This is a genomic window from Leptolyngbya sp. UWPOB_LEPTO1, from assembly GCF_017302695.1.
In the GTDB taxonomy this organism is placed as follows: Bacteria; Cyanobacteriota; Cyanobacteriia; order Leptolyngbyales; family Leptolyngbyaceae; genus Leptolyngbya; species Leptolyngbya boryana.
In genome coordinates this window covers 43,105-61,125 of record NZ_JAFLCJ010000007.1, presented here as the reverse complement: position 1 = coordinate 61,125, position 18,021 = coordinate 43,105, and the positions used below count along the sequence as shown (strand labels likewise).

Genomic DNA, 18,021 nt, shown 5'->3' with positions numbered 1-18,021 from the left:
ACCCCTCACAGCAATGTCCTTGCAAGCAACATGACCGAGATCTGGTATAAGTAGCGATCGCAGTCTCTAAAATTTGTTGTGCAATCGTTCTTTGCCCTGCTGTTTGCGATTTTGATTCTGTTCGTTCCGGCACTCCCGACTCAGGCAGCGCAATTCGAGCGAACGCCTTTGACATTGGAATTATTGCAAGAACGATTGCGTACGCCAATTCCGAGTGAAGGAACGCGCATGGTCGATCTCAAACGCATGACAATCGATCTACGCCCCGAAAATTCAGCCTTCCGAGATCAGTTTTATCGACTGGTGCAAGCACAGCTTCAAACGCCAGGCGTGCCCGTCGGATTGGATTTGAGCAATTCCGTCATCGATGGAGACTTTACCACTAGCAAACTGGGATTACGTGCGCCCCTGTATGACGGAGAAGCCTTATCTAAATTATTTACGCTGACTGAACAAGCGCAATTGAAACGCGATCGCCGACGCTTATATCGATTAAGCACCCTTTCACAGTCGCTTTTAATTACTCCAAAATCGGTCGAAACCGCAGCACCACTTCAACTGACAGTCTTTCGTGCGCCCTTGAAACTGGTGCAAACACGAGTCAACGGCTTTGCCGACTTCTCGAATACTTTTTTCCTCAATCGCGTCGAAGCCCAAGGCACACAATTTCCCGCTGGAGCCGACTTTTCTCAGACTCGTTTTAGTCTCCCCATGAACTTTGCGAGTGCAAATTTTGGGCGAGAAGTGCAGTTCCGCAATGCGATCTTTTTTGCAAAATCAGAATTCAATCAAGTTCAATTTCGGGGCAATGTGAACTTTCAAGGTGCAGAATTCCAAAATACGGCAAATTTCAATCAAGCCACGTTCTATCAGCCTGCGAATTTTACAAAAGTGCAGTGGCAAGGCAATGCGGACTTCGCTCAGACCCGATGGCGTGACCAAGCGCTCTTTAGTAAAAACAAATTTAGTCGATCGCTCTTTCTCACCGATGCCACGTTTGATCAAGCGGTCTTGTTTCGAGAATCTCAATTTAATGGATTCGCCAATTTACGCGGCGCAACCATTCTCGATCGTGCTGATTTTAGCTATTGCAGTTTCATGAATGGCACATATTTGAACGTTCCAGGGCTGCGATTCGATTCAGATAAAGCAAAAATTTTGGGCGACCCTGGGCAAATTGGGCGCGTTATTACCGTTCCAACCTTGCAAGGCAATGAGAATTTATTACGCGAATTGGTGCGAAATTTCCGCAAATTAGAACAGATCTCGGATGCGAATCAAATCGATTACATGACTCAGAGTTTGCGATCGCGCCAGCTTCAACGTCAACTGTTTGGAACCGATCTCAATACCGCCTCTCTACTCCAGTTAAAAAACGTCGGATTTAGCGAAGTCCAAGCTGGTGCAATTATTCAACGCCGCTTAGAACAACCGTTTCGGAATTTGCCCGAATTACTCACACTCGATCCGGTTGGCATTGCCACTTACATTAATGTTCGCGATCGCGTGATTGCTGCTGATCCATTACCGCCCGTGCGAAATTTTTGGCGCAAAATTTCGACAGGAGTGCGTTGGCTCAGTTTAAATTCGCTGCTGCTTTTGACTCGAAATGGTACCAGTTTTTGGCTGATTTTCGGGGTCGGTTTAATTACAGTTGCGTACTTCAGTGTATTATTTTGGACTGTGGATCGCGCTCGAAGACGGCATCCAAAAGCAATTTTGCCGACCGTCCCTGAGATCATTTCCGTTCTCAGTTTCTCGATCGTGCTGTTTTTACTCGGGTTGACCGCAATTTTTCAATCGGCTGACCGCCCGGTGATTACGCTTTTGTGGTGGTCGATTGTCGTGATCCCTGTGCCGTTGATTTTATTAGGGCTGCTCTATCGCCAAGGTCGCTATCACTCCTTAATGGAAACCAGCTACTTTGCAGAAGAAGGCACATTACGACAGTTGAGAATTTTAATCGGACGCTTGCCAACCATTCCGAGATATCCCTTATTTCGAGAACGCTATTTACCGCTCTTGTGGGATCGTCGGTGGAATTGGCTCAATTATTTCGACTTTAGCTTCAACAATTTTCTTCGCTTCGGCTTTAATGATATTCGCGTTCGAGACGAGCATCTACCCAGCGTCGTGTCGATTCTCGTCTGGTATCAGTGGTCGCTTGGCACCCTGTACATTGCGTTGTTATTGTGGACTCTCTCACGGACGATTCCCGGACTGAATCTTCTGATCTACTTTAAGTAGAATAGAGCCGTAATTTTCTACTTTTGGAGGAGCCATTTTCAAAAAAAACGAGCCATTTAATTCTTTACTTCTAAAATCAATGCAGCCCTCGATCGCACAAATTTTAGAGGGCAAGCTAAAAAATCTGGCGTTGTCCAGTTTTAACAGACAAAATATGGGAAATATTGATAACATTCTGCTTTCAGCGATTGGCTCAAAGCAAGAGATCTTTCAATAAAAGCGCCCATTCGGGCTTTATTGCATACAATACAAAGTCCGAATTCCTGTGAGCGATTGTTTTTTGTCAAAAATTTTGGTGTGGTGAGGAGTCCTGTGAAAAGCGCGAATCAACGTTCTGTGAATAAGAAAGTTCAGCCGACAAAACCTGTGCAAAAGCCGATGCCCAAAGCTGCTTCAGCCCCAACTAAGCGCAAAAAGAAACCGGCTAAGCGATCTCAGGGAATGCGGCTGTTGTTTATGTTTCTTTCTTTGAGCGGCATTGCGATGATTTCAGCTACGGCAGGCGCATTGGTTGCCGTTTCTCTCGCCAGCACACCCTTAATGCAGCGGCAACTTTCTCCGGCAGAAGCCTCGATTTTTGGTAAGGGCGATCGCTTCTCGACCCGCATGAGTTTGCAACTGCCCGCCTTGACCCGTCCCGTCAATATTCTGGTCTTGGGCACCAAGGTTCTTACCAGTGATGTCAATAACGCTCCAGAAAATCTCAAGAAGCTCCCCTATCACGCATTGGTGAATTCCTTTGAGGGATTGACGGACACCATGCTCCTGCTGCGCTTTGATCCTGAAACGAAGAAAGTCGTCGTTCTCTCGATTCCGCGCGATACCCGCACATATATCGCTGACCATGGGATGACGAAGATCAATGAAGCGAATGCTTACGGCGGCCCCGCGCTCAGTGCAAAATCAGTGAGTGAATTGCTCGGTGGCGTGGGTATCGATCGATATATCACGATTAACGTCCAAGGGGTGCAAGCACTCGTTGATGCCCTCGGTGGTGTCACCATGCATGTCCCAAGAGACATGAAATACCAAGACGATAGCCAACGTCTTTACATTAATCTCAAAGCAGGCAGACAGCAACTCAATGGCGAGAAAGTTTTGCAACTCCTGCGCTTCCGGTACGACGAAAACGGCGATATCGGGCGGATTCAGCGCCAGCAAATGGTCATGCGAGCTTTGATGGAACAGTCTTTGAATCCTTCGACTGTTTCGCGGTTTCCGAGTCTCTTAAATGTGGTGCAATCGCACATTGATACAAATCTGACGGTGGAAGAACTAGTCGCTCTCACGGGCTTTGCGTCCCAGGTCAATCGATCGAATACGAAAATGCTCATGGTTCCGGGAGAATTCAGTTCGCCCGGTGAATATAAAGCGAGTTACTGGTTGCCTCATCCCGATCGCATCAAAGAGATCATGGCGCAGCATTTCAATTTCGGAACCTCGACCCTAGAGAGCACTGTACCTGCCGCAGTGAAAGTCGCGATTCAAGACAGTACCAAGCAAGCCAAAAGTATTCAAACTGCTAAGACCGCTCTTGAAAGTGCAGGCTATCGCAATGTATATGAAGGGAAAGAGTGGAGTGAGCCGCTCAGCGTCACTCGCATTGTTGCAGAGTGGGGTGATGTCAGCAGTGCAGAAGCGATTCGGCGCGCGCTAGGGTTTGGAGAAGTGCGCATTGAGAATACAGGAGATCTGCAATCAGATATCACGATTCAACTGGGTAAAGATGCGCTGCAACCAAGAAAAGCTCAGCCTCGTCCAGCCGCAGATAAAGCAACCAAAACGGAGCCGACAAATTAGCGATCGAATTAGGAAAGGGTCAGATACATCCAGAGATTAGGGAAGGACAAACCGTCCTATCTCCTCAATTTCCATTTTCATCACCCCGAACCCCATATCCTTTGCTAAAGTGGCAACGGCAATACTACATCCCGACTTGTCGCCTCCCATGAACGCCCAGACGAAACCGAATTCTACAAAGCAAAGACCTCCTTTGCCGCTCACGATTGGCGCTGCGGCTGCCTTAGTTGGCGGTGGTGCGATCGCATTTTGGGCACTGACTCGACAGCAGCTCAACGTGATGCCGATTGGGGCAAATGCGATTCCGCAAGATGCATTGATGGTCGTTTCGGTTTCGACGGACACCGGAAAATGGCAGCAATTAAGAGAGTTTGGGACACCACGATCGCAAGCTGCTTTTGATCAAAGTTTGGTGCAATTTCGCGATCGCTTTTTGAAAAATCGCGGCTTGGAGTATGCCCGCGATATTCAGCCTTGGATCGGGAAAGAAGTCACGATGGCATTTTTGCCACCGCAAGCCGGGGTAACGGTTCCGAATCCGGGTCAGCCTGCCGCTCCGCCGAATGCTCAGCCGACGGTGATGGTTGTGCCGATCGCGGATGCGTTGAAAGCTAAAGACACCCTCGAAAAATCGCCTGCAACTCAGGGTGCAAAGTGGACAGAGCGCGATTACAAAGGCGTGAAAGTTCGGGAAAATCAAGAATCTGCCAATCAAAGTACTTCGATTGCAGTGTTAGACACAACGCAAGTGCTGGTTGCAAACAATCCGAACGCGATCGAACGCGCGATCGATACGGTGAAAGAGGGCAAATCGCTGGCACAAACGCCGGGATATGGCGAAGCATTGACGCAGATTCAAGAAGAAAATGCGATCGCCCGCCTCTATGTCAACATTCCTGCGGCGGCAAATACCTCTGCTGCAAATTCGAGTCGTCCAATTCCGCCCCAGACGCTCGCTCAACTGCAACAAAATCAAGGCTTAGCAGCAACAGCAAAGCTAACCAATGAGGGCATTCAGTTTAAAGGAATTTCCTGGCTTAGACCCGATAGTCAACGCAAACTGAATACAGAGAACACTGCAAAAACGATTCCAACTCGCCTGCCGACTGACACATTGATGATGGCATCCGGTGGAAATTTGAAGCAATTTTGGCAAGATTACACCCAAGGCAGTGCATCGAATCCAATTCAGTTTGTCAATCCTGAAGCCTTGCGGCAGGGAATTAGAACAACGGTGGGGCTAGATTTAGAGAAAGATCTGCTCAACTGGATGCAAGGTGAATATTCACTCTCCTTACTCCCTGCACCTCAAGGCGCACCTGCAGCACTGCCTGCAAGTTTAGTCTTTATGGTGCAAACCAGCGATCGACGTGCCGCAGAAGCGACGTTGAAAAAGCTCGATGAGGTGATGGCGACTAAGTACGCTTTTAAGGTGGAAGAAGCAAAAGTAGAAGGACAATCGATCGTGAATTGGTCACTGCCTGCTGCAAGTGTGAACATCACGCGCGGTTGGCTCGATGGCAATGTTGCATTTTTATCTTTGGGTGCGCCGATCGCAAGTGCAATTCTGCCAAAGCCGACGAAAGCTTTGGCAGAGAATGAGCTGTTTCGCAAGAGTACGCAGTCCGAACTAGCTCCGCATAATGGCAACTTCTTCGTCGATATGGATCGCGTGCTCAAGTTGCAAAATTTCCCACTGCTTCAGATCCCTGCGGCAAATCGCACCGTTTTGGAGGCAATTTCTTCGATCGGGGTAACGGCAGCAGTGACGAGCGATCGCACATCTCGCTATGACGTTTTTGTCGGCTTGAAAAAGGGCAATAACCCTGGGGCATTGCCTTAGCGAGCTAACAATACCCAAAGAAATCCGACCGTGGCAATCAAACTGAGAATTGCCATCAATCCCGCAGGCATGAATTTGCGAGTTTTTGACCAGCGTAGGCTGAAAAAGACGAGCAATTCTACTGCAATACAAACTGCAAGAATTAATCCGCCATAAAGATTGTTCAGCGTCACATAAGCTGCAATCCACAGTACGATCGCGTTTCCCAAACCTGCAATCAAAGAAATCTGGCTTCTCGCTTTGAGGTAGCCGATGATCCCACCGATGGCGATGAACAATCCGTAGAGTGCAATAATCAAGGTCACGATCGCAATCCTCCAAGACTACAGCCATGATGCAACAAACCATTCCAGTTGTCGATCTGCAACTGTTTCTGCATGGCGATCCAAGCCAGCAACAAACCTTTATCGCGACACTCGGACAGGCTTTAGAAACACTCGGCTTTTTTGCCGTGGTGAATCATGGTGTCGATCGCGATCTGATTCAGCAGGCGTATCACCAAGCTGAGGCATTTTTTCAACGCTCAGACGATGTGAAACTGCGCTACGAAGATGCTGCATTGAATGGACAGCGAGGCTTTACTCGATTTGGGAAAGAACACGCAAAAGACCATCCTGCACCGGATTTGAAAGAATTTTGGCATGTCGGACGAGAGAACCATTTAGCCAATCTTGATCCGATCGAGATTCCTGAGTTTTGCCCCGTAATGAATCAACTGTATCAACAGCTTGATCAATGTGCAGTCACTTTGCTCGAAGCTTGTGCTTTGTACTTAGGAGAGCCGCGATCATTTCTCAGCAATATGACGATCGCAGCAGATTCAATTTTGAGAATCATTCACTATCCACCGATTCCTGAAGACGCTGATCCAGCCAGCTTACGCGCTGCACCGCATGAAGACATTAATTTGATTACGCTCTTATGTGAAGCGACCGATAGTGGTTTAGAACTTCTACAGCGAGATGGAACTTGGCTTGCGATTCCCAATATTCCAGGACAAATCATCGTAGATAGCGGTGACATGCTTCAGCAATTAACCAATGGATTGCTGAAGAGTACAACCCATCGAGTCGTCAATCATGGAGATCGCGATCGGCGATTTTCGATGCCTTTCTTTGTGCATCCGGTTGCTCAAACCGATTTGACCCCGCTCCCATCTTGCATCACCAAAACGGGCAACGAGGTGAAATTCCCAAAAATCACTGCAGGCGAGTATCTCCAGCAGCGATTAGCAGAAATTGGACTGAAATAAGTTAGCCACCCGCTGCAAACGTTGCCATAATTGCCACAGACAGCAAGATCCCTGGGATCAGCATCAGAATCAGCATGAATAAATCGTGGGTGTTCATTATGTGAGCGCTCCTGGTTTTGTCTATGTTTATCTTAGGCAATGCGATCGTGATCCCATCGATCTAAGGCTTGAGAAACCCTTAAGTTTTGACGATGAATAACTTCTCCTTCGATGAGCTACAGAAAAAAGACTTACTGACGGCATTGGGGCTTTGGCTCATGGTGGAGGTTGTCAGTTTTGTTTTATTCCCGTCCTTGGGATTGATTAATCCGGGCGCTAGACTGAGGGCATGGTTTCTGCTGAGTATCCCCTTTGGGCTAGGCGGAGCCGCATTGCTGAGTATGAGTTCTCGATTTGTCGCAACCGCAGGCTATCGTCCTCAGCGCAAATTGTCAGAATTGATCGGTCAGTTTGGTGGTTGGATCGGACTCGCAGGTATTTTATTTCCATTTGTGATGGTGTGTCTGGAGTTTTTCTCAAACCTGAACCTCTCCAAATAGATTGATGAAACAGGCATTAAAAGAGTGGGCGATCGCAGTGGAAGCCCTCGAACGAGGTGAAACAATTCTGCTGTTACGCAAAGGCGGAATTCGGGAGACAGCGGGACGATTTGAAGTTCCGTTCCAACGAGTTCTGCTTTATCCCACGTTTGAGCATCAAGATCCAAACCTGCTGAAAACCCCAAATGTCGAGCGGGTTGAATCAGGCTGGCATCCGAAACAGGTGAACATTAGCTCGATCGCAGAGATTACGCATGTTTTACAAATCAGCGATCCAGAGATTGTTCATGCCTTATTGCCGTTCCATATTTGGAATGAACGCTTTGTCGAGGAGCGTCTGAAATGGAAACCGCGATCGCCGTTGTATTTACTGCTGCTTAAAGTCTCTCGATTGGCAGACCCTCAACTGATTCCGTATCGAGAAGCTTATGGGGGGTGTCGATCGTGGATCGAAATCGATGAAATCAACGTCGATCAGGTGACTCCCGTTCTTAGCGACAAGGAGTATCTCGATCGTGTTGGACAGATTCAAAGCCTAATTTCTCGATCTCAGACGATTGCCTGATCAGAAAATGCTGCATTAAAAAACGCCAGACTCTCTTGAATCTGGCGTTTTTTAATGTCCAATCGGGTTAATTGCCTCGTTTGAGGAAGGTTTCCACCTGATTAAATTCTGTGGTCAAGCGATCGACCATTTTTTGAGGAACCGGGCGATTGGGATAGGAACTATAGTGTCCAGCCAACGAATTCACGGCTGTTCTCATGGTTGTAAACGAACTCAGCTTCGTCAAAGCAGAATCTCGACGATAGCGAGAGGCAAAATCATTCATCAACTTACGGGCATCAGCTTGGGCTGCCGCTCGATTCGGTGAATCCGCAGGCAGCGTGATCGCCGTTTTGAGGGTATTAATCACAGTAAGCGTATCATCGCGATAGTTGCCCGTCAGCCCGCCAGCGGGAGAGCAGCCCACAAGAGCAATCGACATGACCATCACTAGCGCCAGCAGGCGAGACAAAAAGCGCTTCATAAGCAGGTTGCGTTAAATAATGAACAAACGTAACAGTTTTCTCATCCTACCGTGATTAGGAACCGTAGGATCACAATGCGATTTCTTGCAATAGCCAAAATCCGGCAAACGCTTCGACATCCGGGCTTTCTTGAATCGCTAAAAAATGGACTTGATGCGATCGTGCCTTTGCCGCTTCAAACTGCTGCGCCTCGGGAACAGCGCGCTTATCTAAAGTGGTTAAAATCCAGCGATCGTTGACCCCGGTTTCTAACAGCAGTCGATTCTGGGTCTCGGCATCAAATTTCACAGCCGCAATCTCTAATCCCGACATCCAAGCTGCCATCGCGGTGGCTCGGGCTGAGTAGATAATGATGCCCGAGACAGGAGCATCCGGTTCAAGCTGCGCCAAACTCATGGGAAAGGCTTCTCCGAATTCGATCGACCATTCCCCCATTTCCGCAAAGGCTTCAAAGGGTAGAGTTGCGAACGTCCATTTCTGCCCTTGTAGCGCATCGGGCAACACTTGGGCAGGGGTGATCGGAAACGTCACCGAAGGATTGATCGAAGGCTGATATCCGTCTTCTTTCGGATAAACATTTTGAGATCGATCTTGCAGCCAGCTTGCCAAGGCAAACGTGCGCCGACTCAATTGAGAAGGCAGATCTAAGCCATCACAAGCCGTCGTAATCATGTTGTTCATCGCCTGCCGGAAAAACCGAATTTTATCCGGTGGATTGGGAGCTTCAGCCATGGCTGCTGCGATCGCGTCTTTTAACCAGCCTGAATTTACAGTGCTGCTCGAGCAATACTGCGAATAGCGAAACAGCTTTTCTGGCTGAGCATCAACTGTGGTCGGGCTTTCACAGATCAGCACTTCCCAAACTTTTTTATTTTGCTCATCCAAAATTGGACGTGAATAGTAATCGAGTTCCCAAATAGTTGACATAGAAAACTTCAGCAATCGCGCGTTAGAGACATCTAACTCCTAGCATCTTTCGGATCACCCTATCGAAACGGTTTGCATCTGTTGGCAAGCTTGAATGCCTAAGTGCGGATTTGCCCGATAGCGATCGTCAGCAACCCACACACTCACCTCTCGATTCGCTGAGATGAAATATAAATATTCTGCGGTGGGATCATATTTCAAGCCTACCTTCAGGTTCGAGAAATCATCCTCACAAATCTCAAATCCAAACCGCACTACAATCTGTGCAACCAGACATTCTGGCGTGTCCTGTGCCTCACCCAGCGCATCTCGCTCTTGCCAAAATGTTTCTAAAAAAGACTCTAAGATCGGCAGCATTTTCTCTGGCGCACCTTTGCGACTGGCGTAAACAATCGCTGGATTTCCCTCAACAATGATGTGACAAGGAACTGGCATAGGAAAGCGATATGAAACGATGCCACCATCATATGCACAGTTTTACCCTCGCAAACGACCGCGATCGCTGAAAATTTTGGGTTTTAGGGAAATTCACGGTGGAGAACCCACTCGCTTGATTCGCAAAATGTGCTTAGCTCTGCGAAAACAATCGTTACAATTCAAACCCACCCTGCAAACCCACACGTCAATCCTATGTCCTCTGTTCGCCCCATCTCTGCTGACCTTGCTCCGACCCCTGATCCTGCTCGCTGCAAAATTCTAGACTCCCGGAGTCAATATCGAGCCTGTCATATCTGCGTGCCGGATTCCGATGAGCGACTTGCCGCGATCGTCGTTGCTGATCGCTATTACAGCTTTTTTCGACTCGTGCAAGATTCTCAAAAAGCTCTGCAAATTGCCGCCAAACTCGTTTATCGAGGAGATGAAGTTGCGATTACTCGAACGATGAAAGGCGATGTGCTTTGGATCTATGAAGCAGATGCCCAAGAGGAAAAAGCGCAGCTAGAAAAGCCCAAATCTGTCGAACCCTCAACTTCCTACGACATTCCTCGATCAGACTCAGGATTATGGAAGATTCTGACATCTGAGCGCGATTATCAGGTGTGTCAAATTCGCGTTCCAGATGTGGCGAAACCGATGGCTGCAATCTATAGCGATCGTGAATATTACAGCTATCTCAGAACAGTACGCGAACAAAACCAAGCGATCGCGCTGGCAGAACGCCTCTCTGATAAAGGACATGCTGCTCGTATTACTCAAAACAGCAAAGGCTGGACGCTGTGGGTCTTAGAGGCAGAAGCGATGCTTCGGACTTGAAGCCATTCACCCTGACATTTTTCTTGTCTGAAACGAGTTTCGGCTCGACTCAACGCCCGAAATTCGAGGGCTGAGCCGAGCCGAAACTCGTTTCATGGGAAGTGAATTCAATTACAGATCGTTTTCACCGAGTTCACGCGACATGTAATCAAAGGGTTGATCCAGGAAGCTCGTATCAGCAATTCCTGCCGCTGCTGCTTCTGCTTTGACGATATCCTTCATGATTTGAATTCCCCGGACGGTCGGTCCTGAAGGCACACCTAACGAGTTATAGGTTTCGCGCAAACCTTCTAGAACGCGCTCATCCAGCACATCCGTGTCAGCCGCAACCAAGGCATAGGAAGCATAGCGCAAGTAGTAATCCATATCGCGCAGGCAGGCTGCATACCGACGAGTCGTATAAGCATTGCCACCGGGGCGAATCAACTCAGGATTTTCGTCAAACAACTGCAGCCCGGCTTGACGAACAATCCCGGCTGCATTGGAGGTAATGAGCGCAGCTGCCTGAATGCGCGCCATTCCGGTAGCAAAGTAGGATTTTAGGCTGTCGATCGCATTGCGATCTAAGTAACGCCCTGTAATATCGTAATTTCTAATCAGGCTGGTCACTGCGTCCCGCATGAAAGTCTTCTCCCAAATTTTGGTTCAATGTGTCTATATTTCTGTAGACAAGAGTAACGAACCGCCCCACAGCAAGTTGTATAGGCTCTCGTATCGTAAAAGATTCAAGCTCAGTTTACCACGCAGGTTTGAGCCTAATTTGAACCGTACCGTGGGGAATCCCGCTAGATGAGATAATCGTTACAATTTTTAATCCATACACTCGATCGGGTTACGGAATCCGCGAATGTAATATTTACGATCTTTAATTTAAGCGTTAATTCTTTCGGACACGGAGCTTTCCGTAGCCTAGGATACAAAATTACGGGAAGCCTGTTTTTACCATGATGCAGGACAGATTTGCTTGAGGCGATCTGATTCAATTTTGCGCTCAGCGTTGAGCAAAGCTACGCGATTTACTAGGAGTATTTCATGGCGACCCCACAAGAGATCTTGGCAAAGATCAATGACGAGAATATCGAATTGATTGATCTCAAATTCATCGATACGCCAGGGATTTGGCAACATCTCACCCTGCATAAGAGCCAAATTGACGAAAGCAGCTTTACCGATGGCGTTCCGTTTGACGGATCGAGTATTCGGGGTTGGAAATCGATCAATGAATCCGATATGGCGATGGTTCCCGATCCGGATACTGCCTGGATCGATCCATTTATGGAGCATCCAACGCTGAGCATGATTTGCTCGATTCAAGAGCCGCGTACGGGTCAGCCTTACAGCCGTGATCCTCGCTCGATCGCTCAAAAAGCTGTGGATTATTTAAAATCCACGGGGTTAGGCGATACGGCGTTCTTCGGACCTGAAGCGGAGTTCTTCATTTTTGATGATGTCCGTTATGACCAAAACCAGCACGAAGGTTACTATCACGTTGATAGCGTAGAAGGAATTTGGAATTCTGGTCGTCAAGAACCGGGTGGAAACTTGGCGTACAAGCCTCGCAACAAGGAAGGGTATTTCCCGGTTGCACCGACCGATACGTCGCAAGATATGCGATCGGAAATGCTGCTGACGATGCAAAAGTGCGGCGTGCCGATCGAGAAACATCACCACGAAGTTGCAACGGGTGGTCAGTGCGAATTGGGCTTCCGGTTCGGAACCCTGATTCAAGCGGCTGACTGGTTGATGACGTACAAATATGTGATCAAAAACGTCGGTCGCAAGTATGGCAAGTCCATCACCTTTATGCCGAAGCCGGTCTTTGGGGATAACGGTTCGGGGATGCACTGTCACCAATCGATTTGGAACAATGGCGAACCCACCTTTGCGGGCGATCTGTACGCTGGATTGAGCCAAAATGCGCTGTGGTACATCGGCGGAATTCTGAAGCATGCGCCTTCTCTGTTGGCGTTTACGAATCCGACCACGAACTCCTACAAGCGCTTGGTTCCAGGCTTTGAAGCTCCGGTGAACTTGGCATACTCGCAAGGGAACCGTTCTGCTTCGGTGCGGATTCCGTTGTCTGGCACGAACCCGAAAGCAAAACGCTTAGAGTTCCGTTGTCCTGATGCAACCTCGAACCCCTACTTGGCATTTGCCGCGATGCTCTGTGCAGGGATTGATGGAATTAAGAACCAAATCGATCCGGGTTCTCCTTTGGATGTAGACATCTACGAACTCAGCCCTGAAGAGTTGGCGAAAGTCCCTTCGACTCCTGGATCTTTGGCAGAAGCGCTGAAGAACTTGGAATCGGATCATGAATACCTAACCACAGGTGGCGTGTTCACTGAAGACTTCATTGAAAGCTGGATTAGCTACAAGCTCGATCGCGAAGTAATTCCGATGAGCATTCGCCCGCATCCGTATGAGTTTATGCTCTACTACGATTGCTAATTTGCTGAGTTGAAAGCTGAATTGAAAAGGAGCGATCGAGCCAATTAGCTCGATCGCTTTTTTCTCGAAATCTAACTGATTACAGACTATTTCGCTCTTAAGAGTTCGTTACAATTAGACAATAGTCTTAGAGTGTCGTCTCACACAAATCATGCCCGATACATTAACAAAGTTGGCGTATCAGACGTTTCAGCAAGGCAAAAGTTACTTTGGGTTGATGCATAAAGCTGTTAGTACCCAAGTCTTGAATCTTGTCGCACCGCCCTCGATCGAACAAAAAAGAAAGGCAAAGCCGCTCTCTCTAGAATTGATTCAAACCATTCAAAAACGAATGGCTGAAGTTCTCGAAGCGGATTGGCAGGATGTCGAAAAAGGCGTTTATCCAGCGAGTCTTGTCTTTGATAATCCTTGGGAAGATTTTTTCCGCTACTATCCGGTGATGTGGTTTGATATGCCGGAAATGTGGCAGCGCGTGAATGCGAAGCGATATCAAGAGTTTGATGCAGGAGTTGAGACAGAAGGCTTACCAAGCTACTATGTGCAAAATTTCCATCATCAGACGAATGGGTATTTAACCGATACTTCTGCCAATCTCTACGATTTGCAGGTTGAAATTCTGTTTAATGGCACGGCTGATCCGATGCGTCGCCGGATTTTAGCTCCATTGAAGGAAGGATTGAAGGCATTCAGTGATGTTCTACCTTCACAGATAAAAGTGCTAGACGTTGCTTGTGGCACAGGGCGGACTTTGAGAAACATTCGAGGAATGCTGCCGAAGGCTTCTTTGTATGGAGTGGATTTGTCGGCTGCCTATTTGAGAAAAGCGAATCAGTTGCTGTCTCAGTTCGAGGGAACTTTGCCCCAGTTAGTGCAAGGAAATGCGGAAGAATTACCTTACTTAGATAACTATTTCCATGCGGTGACGAGTGTGTTTTTATTCCACGAATTGCCGCCCCAAGCGCGTCAGAATGTGATCAATGAAGCATTTCGAGTGGTGAAACCGGGTGGAACATTTATCATCTGTGATTCGATTCAGATGAGCGATTCGCCGGAACTCGCTCCTGCAATGGAAGGGTTTCCTGAGACGTTCCATGAGCCTTATTACCGCCATTACATGACCGATGATTTGGTGGCGCGATTGAAAGAGGCAGGGTTTGGCGAAGTTTCAGAACAGGTGCATTTTATGAGTAAGTACCTGATCGCGAGGAAACCTGGAGTCGTTGCACCCGAAGTGACGAAGGTTGCGACAGGTATTGCGATCGAATAAGGGCAGGCTGCGTTTTCGGCGGATCGTGTCCCCCAAATCCCCCAAACTTGAGAGATTTTGAATGGGAGAAGTTCTTTGAATTGGAGGGCATTTCCTAGTCAAAGTCTCTCAGAGTGGAGAATTTAACATTGGGAGCGAAGCAAAAACATTCGTCCGAGATGTTCTATTGATAAGCCATATAAAATATGGATACGACCTTACTGCTGAGAACATCTTATGTCGCAGAGTGAAACTGTCACAGTTCAATTACCGATCGAGATCAAACAAAAGCTCGAAGCACTTGCGACAAGCACAAATCGAAGTCAGTCTTGGCTAGTGACGCAAGCGATCACAACCTATGTCGAAACCCAATCTCAACAAATTCAGCAAATTGAAGCAGCAGTTGACCTTGCAGAGAGCGATCGAGCAGTTTGGGTCGAAGGTGAAGCTGTCGAGGCATGGCTCAACTCTTGGGGAACAGACAACGAGAAGCCGACTCCATGCGCGTAACGTATCTTTCAGTCGCTGTCCTAGATTTAGCTGAAATTCGGTCTTATATTGCAGTTGATACTCCAGATACAGCCCAACAAATCGGAAATCAGTTAGCTCAAGCTATCAACAGATTATCTACATTCCCAAACCTTGGGAAACCTGGACGAGTTGAAGGCACTCGCGAATTAATAACTCCAAAACTTGGTCGAACAGCTTATGTGATCGTGTATAGAATTCGACTTGAGCAAATCGAACTTCTCCGTGTTCTGTCCGGAATGCGAGATATTGATCAAATCCTTGAAGAAGAGTTTCCTAACGAAGAAAACTAGCGGAATGACAACGAAGCGTAGAGATTTTCAAGTGAACAGAAACTCATGACGATCGCAAAGGGCTTCTTACAGGGCGCTCGTTTCTACCTTCTCAAATACCTCAAACGCCCTCGATTTTTAACGATCAAGGGCGTTTTTAGCGAGAATGTTGTGCAATTTAAAACTGCTTCAAAAACCGCAAATCGCTATTGTACAACCGACGAATATCATCGATTTGGTGCAACACCATTGCCAACCGTTCCACCCCAAATCCGGCAGCAAATCCGGTGTAGATCTCTGGATCGTATCCCACGGCTTTAAGAACATTGGGATCCACCATTCCACAACCGAGAATTTCCAACCAGCGACCTTTCCATTGCACATCGACTTCCGCAGATGGCTCGGTGAAGGGGAAGAAACTTGGACGGAATCGAATTTCGACATCTCCAAATAGCTCTTGCAAGAACACTTTGATGGTTCCTTTGAGATCGGTAAAGGTCAGCCCTTCATCAACTGCCAAAATCTCGATCTGGTGAAACACAGCCGAGTGCGTTGCATCAACGGTGTCACGTCGATAAGTTTTTCCAGGAACCGCTACCCGAATGGGTGGATCATTCGCTTCCATGTAGCGAATCTGCACGGGCGAAGTGTGGGTTCTCAGCAGATTGCCATCCGGGAGATACAGCGTGTCCTGCATATCTCGCGCCGGATGATCGGGCAAGAAGTTCAACGCCTCGAAATTGTAATAGTCCGTCTCCATTTCTGGACCTTCAGCGACCGTGTAGCCGAGTCCAACGAAAATATCGAGAACCTGATCGATCGTGCTATTGAGCGGATGCATCCGCCCTTGTGGTCTTCCCACTCCCGGCATTGTGACATCGATCGTTTCTGAAGCTAATTGAGCCGCGATCGCAGCCGCTTGCAGCGCGGTTTTTTGGCGATCGAGTTCGACCTGAATCGCTTCTTTGACCTCATTGGCTCGTGCCCCGATTTTCGGGCGCTCGGCGGGGTCGAGTTTGCCCATCCCGCCGAGCACTTGGGGAATGGGACCTTTTTTTCCCATGTATTTGACGCGCAACTGTTCAAGCTGATCGAGAGAATCAGCTTGCGCGATCGCTTGAGTCGCTTCCTGGCGAATGGTATCTAATTGGGCTTCGAGTTCCTGGGTTTGTGCCGCCATAGTTCAGTAGTTCATAAATCCTTAATTCGCGTCACAATGAACTGCGAACTTGTTTATTGTAGTGGATTACATGAAACTCCTGGTTAGTAACGATGATGGTGTTTACGCGCTAGGGATTCAAACTCTAGCGAATGCGTTGGCAGAAGCAGGACATGAGGTGACGGTGGTGTGTCCTGATCGAGAGCGATCGGCAACGGGGCACGGCTTAACGTTGCACGATCCGCTGCGAGTTCAAGAAATGAGCCATCTTTTTCATCCCAACATTAAGGCATGGGCTTGTTCAGGAACCCCTTCAGACTGCGTAAAATTGGCGATTTGGGCGCTGTTGGAAACACCACCGGATTTGGTGTTGTCAGGAATTAATCACGGCTCGAATTTGGGTACAGATGTGCTGTATTCGGGAACCGTTTCTGCGGCAATGGAAGGTGTGATTGAAGGAATTCCGGGAATTGCACTGAGTTTAACCAGTTTTCAATCGCGAGAATTTCAGACTGCGGCGGATTTTGCTTGTACCTTGGTGCGACAGTTGGAGAAAGATCCATTGCCAGAGTTGACGTTATTGAATGTGAATGTGCCTGCGATCGAGCGAGATGAAATTAAAGGGGCAATCATCACGCGACAAGGCGTGAGACGCTATACAGATGTGTTTGAGAAGCGGGTTGATCCCAGAGGAAAAATTTACTACTGGCTTTCAGGCGAATTGCTTGAAGACGTAGACGATCCGGATATTCCGAATGATGTTCCGACCGATGTGCAGGCAAATCGGGAGAATTACATTACGATCACGCCCTTGCACTACAATCTGACTTCCCCCTTGGGCTTGAAAATGACACAGAACTGGATTTCAGGGCTGGATCAGGCATAAATTCTACTGCTTGCATCCAGTTTTACAATGAATGAAAATTGCCGAGCATTGCCGATAAACGGGTGTTGATTTGAGATCCCCATTCTGGCAGGGCTGTTTCATATGGTTAGAGAAGAGGAAGAGGACAATGAAAATGTTGTTGTTTCCTTTTCCTGGATGATGAGCTTAATTGAACGCTGACAATGCCTGCCTGACAACCGCAGTATCCGCAGGCATTTATCTTGTCTTCAACGAATCAGCCCTGAGGAGCGGGGTGAAATTTCACTCCCTACTCCCCACATCCCTATCCTTCTTCGACTTCATGCAGCGATTTCCAGCCTGCTTGCCATTGCGATCGGTCTTTGAGCAGTTTGGCATTCATCCAAAACCGAACGGCTGGATCGCAGGCAGCGACCATTTCTGCAAATACCCAGGCTCCCTGATTTTTGCGGTTTACAACTTGAAAGTGCCGCCAGCCCCAGGTTTCTTGCTGAGCAGTCCATTTCGATCCGACGAGATACGGAAATTTTTGTTTCTTAGGCATATCGAGAACCAAATCGGGAATACTCGCGCTTGTCGATCGTACTGAATATCGATCGTGCCACAACT

The 18,021-nt window shown here is 48.0% G+C and carries 19 protein-coding genes; 12 read left to right on the top strand and 7 right to left on the bottom strand.

All coding sequences use genetic code 11. The annotated features are described in order from the left end of the window. The first annotated feature begins 78 nt into the window (after window positions 1-78). The 3 genes from J0L70_RS12705 to J0L70_RS12695 all read left to right on the top strand — a co-directional run bounded on the left by J0L70_RS12705 (window position 79) and on the right by J0L70_RS12695 (window position 5,890). A complete protein-coding gene (locus J0L70_RS12705; RefSeq protein WP_017287180.1) occupies window positions 79-2,247 on the top strand; it encodes a pentapeptide repeat-containing protein in 2,169 nt (722 codons plus the stop codon). Between the two features lie 312 nt (window positions 2,248-2,559). Further along, the gene (locus J0L70_RS12700) at window positions 2,560-4,047 is read left to right on the top strand and encodes an LCP family protein (RefSeq protein WP_287454839.1); all 1,488 of its coding nucleotides are present in this window, start codon (window positions 2,560-2,562) and stop codon (window positions 4,045-4,047) included. A gap of 148 nt (window positions 4,048-4,195) precedes the next feature. Further along, window positions 4,196-5,890 (top strand): DUF3352 domain-containing protein, encoded by a 1,695-nt coding sequence (locus tag J0L70_RS12695; protein ID WP_287454837.1) that lies wholly within the window; start codon window positions 4,196-4,198, stop codon window positions 5,888-5,890. Here the strand turns inward: J0L70_RS12695 and J0L70_RS12690 are convergent. Then, a complete protein-coding gene (locus tag J0L70_RS12690) occupies window positions 5,887-6,195 on the bottom strand; it encodes a TMEM14 family protein (RefSeq protein ID WP_017287175.1) in 309 nt (102 codons plus the stop codon). The genes J0L70_RS12695 and J0L70_RS12690 overlap by 4 nt on opposite strands. 26 nt (window positions 6,196-6,221) lie before the next feature. On the opposite strand from J0L70_RS12690, the gene J0L70_RS12685 reads away from it, so the two are divergent. The 3 genes from J0L70_RS12685 (at window position 6,222) to J0L70_RS12675 (ending at window position 8,246) form a co-directional block, all read left to right on the top strand. Next, the gene (locus J0L70_RS12685; protein WP_287454835.1) at window positions 6,222-7,142 is read left to right on the top strand and encodes an isopenicillin N synthase family dioxygenase; all 921 of its coding nucleotides are present in this window, start codon (window positions 6,222-6,224) and stop codon (window positions 7,140-7,142) included. 191 nt (window positions 7,143-7,333) lie between these two features. Beyond that, entirely contained in the window at window positions 7,334-7,681 is a 348-nt protein-coding gene (locus J0L70_RS12680) for a hypothetical protein (RefSeq protein WP_017287172.1), read from the top strand. A 4-nt stretch (window positions 7,682-7,685) separates the two neighbouring features. Next, window positions 7,686-8,246 (top strand): DUF1802 family protein, encoded by a 561-nt coding sequence (locus J0L70_RS12675; RefSeq protein WP_287454833.1) that lies wholly within the window; start codon window positions 7,686-7,688, stop codon window positions 8,244-8,246. 67 nt (window positions 8,247-8,313) lie between these two features. Here J0L70_RS12675 and psb27 read toward each other — a convergent pair whose 3' ends face one another. The 3 genes from psb27 to J0L70_RS12660 form a co-directional block, all read right to left on the bottom strand. Further along, window positions 8,314-8,709 (bottom strand): photosystem II protein Psb27, encoded by a 396-nt coding sequence (gene psb27, locus J0L70_RS12670; RefSeq protein WP_017287170.1) that lies wholly within the window; start codon window positions 8,707-8,709, stop codon window positions 8,314-8,316. Window positions 8,710-8,779: 70 nt separating this feature from the next. Next, a complete protein-coding gene (locus J0L70_RS12665) occupies window positions 8,780-9,637 on the bottom strand; it encodes a Tab2/Atab2 family RNA-binding protein (RefSeq protein ID WP_017287169.1) in 858 nt (285 codons plus the stop codon). A 54-nt stretch (window positions 9,638-9,691) separates the two neighbouring features. Further along, a complete protein-coding gene (locus J0L70_RS12660; protein ID WP_017287168.1) occupies window positions 9,692-10,072 on the bottom strand; it encodes a hypothetical protein in 381 nt (126 codons plus the stop codon). A 195-nt stretch (window positions 10,073-10,267) separates the two neighbouring features. On the opposite strand from J0L70_RS12660, the gene J0L70_RS12655 reads away from it, so the two are divergent. Further along, on the top strand, window positions 10,268-10,891 hold the full coding sequence (locus J0L70_RS12655; RefSeq protein WP_287454830.1) for a hypothetical protein: 624 nt from the start codon (window positions 10,268-10,270) through the stop codon (window positions 10,889-10,891). A 111-nt stretch (window positions 10,892-11,002) separates the two neighbouring features. Here J0L70_RS12655 and apcB read toward each other — a convergent pair whose 3' ends face one another. Further along, on the bottom strand, window positions 11,003-11,512 hold the full coding sequence (gene apcB, locus J0L70_RS12650; protein WP_017287166.1) for an allophycocyanin subunit beta: 510 nt from the start codon (window positions 11,510-11,512) through the stop codon (window positions 11,003-11,005). Between the two features lie 411 nt (window positions 11,513-11,923). On the opposite strand from apcB, the gene glnA reads away from it, so the two are divergent. The 4 genes from glnA to J0L70_RS12630 all read left to right on the top strand — a co-directional run bounded on the left by glnA (window position 11,924) and on the right by J0L70_RS12630 (window position 15,409). Then, the gene (gene glnA, locus J0L70_RS12645) at window positions 11,924-13,342 is read left to right on the top strand and encodes a type I glutamate--ammonia ligase (RefSeq protein WP_017287165.1); all 1,419 of its coding nucleotides are present in this window, start codon (window positions 11,924-11,926) and stop codon (window positions 13,340-13,342) included. 151 nt (window positions 13,343-13,493) lie between these two features. Next, window positions 13,494-14,609 (top strand): class I SAM-dependent methyltransferase, encoded by a 1,116-nt coding sequence (locus J0L70_RS12640; protein WP_017287164.1) that lies wholly within the window; start codon window positions 13,494-13,496, stop codon window positions 14,607-14,609. 216 nt (window positions 14,610-14,825) lie between these two features. Further along, window positions 14,826-15,098, top strand: coding sequence for a CopG family ribbon-helix-helix protein (locus tag J0L70_RS12635; protein ID WP_017287163.1), 273 nt, complete (start codon window positions 14,826-14,828; stop codon window positions 15,096-15,098). After that, window positions 15,089-15,409 (top strand): type II toxin-antitoxin system RelE/ParE family toxin, encoded by a 321-nt coding sequence (locus tag J0L70_RS12630; protein WP_287454828.1) that lies wholly within the window; start codon window positions 15,089-15,091, stop codon window positions 15,407-15,409. Before J0L70_RS12635 ends, J0L70_RS12630 begins: the two co-directional genes overlap by 10 nt. 157 nt (window positions 15,410-15,566) lie before the next feature. On the opposite strand, the gene pheS is transcribed toward J0L70_RS12630, so the two are convergent. Beyond that, on the bottom strand, window positions 15,567-16,568 hold the full coding sequence (pheS, locus tag J0L70_RS12625; RefSeq protein WP_017287161.1) for a phenylalanine--tRNA ligase subunit alpha: 1,002 nt from the start codon (window positions 16,566-16,568) through the stop codon (window positions 15,567-15,569). Between the two features lie 70 nt (window positions 16,569-16,638). On the opposite strand from pheS, the gene surE reads away from it, so the two are divergent. After that, window positions 16,639-17,433, top strand: coding sequence for a 5'/3'-nucleotidase SurE (gene surE / locus J0L70_RS12620; protein WP_287454827.1), 795 nt, complete (start codon window positions 16,639-16,641; stop codon window positions 17,431-17,433). Window positions 17,434-17,716: 283 nt separating this feature from the next. Here surE and J0L70_RS12615 read toward each other — a convergent pair whose 3' ends face one another. Beyond that, on the bottom strand, window positions 17,717-17,956 hold the full coding sequence (locus J0L70_RS12615; RefSeq protein ID WP_017287159.1) for a TIGR02450 family Trp-rich protein: 240 nt from the start codon (window positions 17,954-17,956) through the stop codon (window positions 17,717-17,719). Window positions 17,957-18,021: the final 65 nt, after the last annotated feature.

Bases quoted from the DNA above. Each gene is read 5' to 3' on its own strand.
- psb27 (WP_017287170.1), bottom strand. From the start codon at position 8,709: ATGAAGCGCTTTTTGTCTCGCCTGCTGGCGCTAGTGATGGTCATGTCG.
- glnA (WP_017287165.1), top strand. From the start codon at position 11,924: ATGGCGACCCCACAAGAGATCTTGGCAAAGATCAATGACGAGAATATC.
- J0L70_RS12685 (WP_287454835.1), top strand. From the start codon at position 6,222: ATGATGCAACAAACCATTCCAGTTGTCGATCTGCAACTGTTTCTGCAT.
- J0L70_RS12655 (WP_287454830.1), top strand. From the start codon at position 10,268: ATGTCCTCTGTTCGCCCCATCTCTGCTGACCTTGCTCCGACCCCTGAT.
- J0L70_RS12640 (WP_017287164.1), top strand. From the start codon at position 13,494: ATGCCCGATACATTAACAAAGTTGGCGTATCAGACGTTTCAGCAAGGC.
- J0L70_RS12630 (WP_287454828.1), top strand. From the start codon at position 15,089: ATGCGCGTAACGTATCTTTCAGTCGCTGTCCTAGATTTAGCTGAAATT.
- surE (WP_287454827.1), top strand. From the start codon at position 16,639: ATGAAACTCCTGGTTAGTAACGATGATGGTGTTTACGCGCTAGGGATT.
- J0L70_RS12695 (WP_287454837.1), top strand. From the start codon at position 4,196: ATGAACGCCCAGACGAAACCGAATTCTACAAAGCAAAGACCTCCTTTG.
- apcB (WP_017287166.1), bottom strand. From the start codon at position 11,512: ATGCGGGACGCAGTGACCAGCCTGATTAGAAATTACGATATTACAGGG.
- J0L70_RS12665 (WP_017287169.1), bottom strand. From the start codon at position 9,637: ATGTCAACTATTTGGGAACTCGATTACTATTCACGTCCAATTTTGGAT.
- pheS (WP_017287161.1), bottom strand. From the start codon at position 16,568: ATGGCGGCACAAACCCAGGAACTCGAAGCCCAATTAGATACCATTCGC.
- J0L70_RS12635 (WP_017287163.1), top strand. From the start codon at position 14,826: ATGTCGCAGAGTGAAACTGTCACAGTTCAATTACCGATCGAGATCAAA.
- J0L70_RS12615 (WP_017287159.1), bottom strand. From the start codon at position 17,956: ATGCCTAAGAAACAAAAATTTCCGTATCTCGTCGGATCGAAATGGACT.
- J0L70_RS12675 (WP_287454833.1), top strand. From the start codon at position 7,686: ATGAAACAGGCATTAAAAGAGTGGGCGATCGCAGTGGAAGCCCTCGAA.
- J0L70_RS12660 (WP_017287168.1), bottom strand. From the start codon at position 10,072: ATGCCAGTTCCTTGTCACATCATTGTTGAGGGAAATCCAGCGATTGTT.
- J0L70_RS12680 (WP_017287172.1), top strand. From the start codon at position 7,334: ATGAATAACTTCTCCTTCGATGAGCTACAGAAAAAAGACTTACTGACG.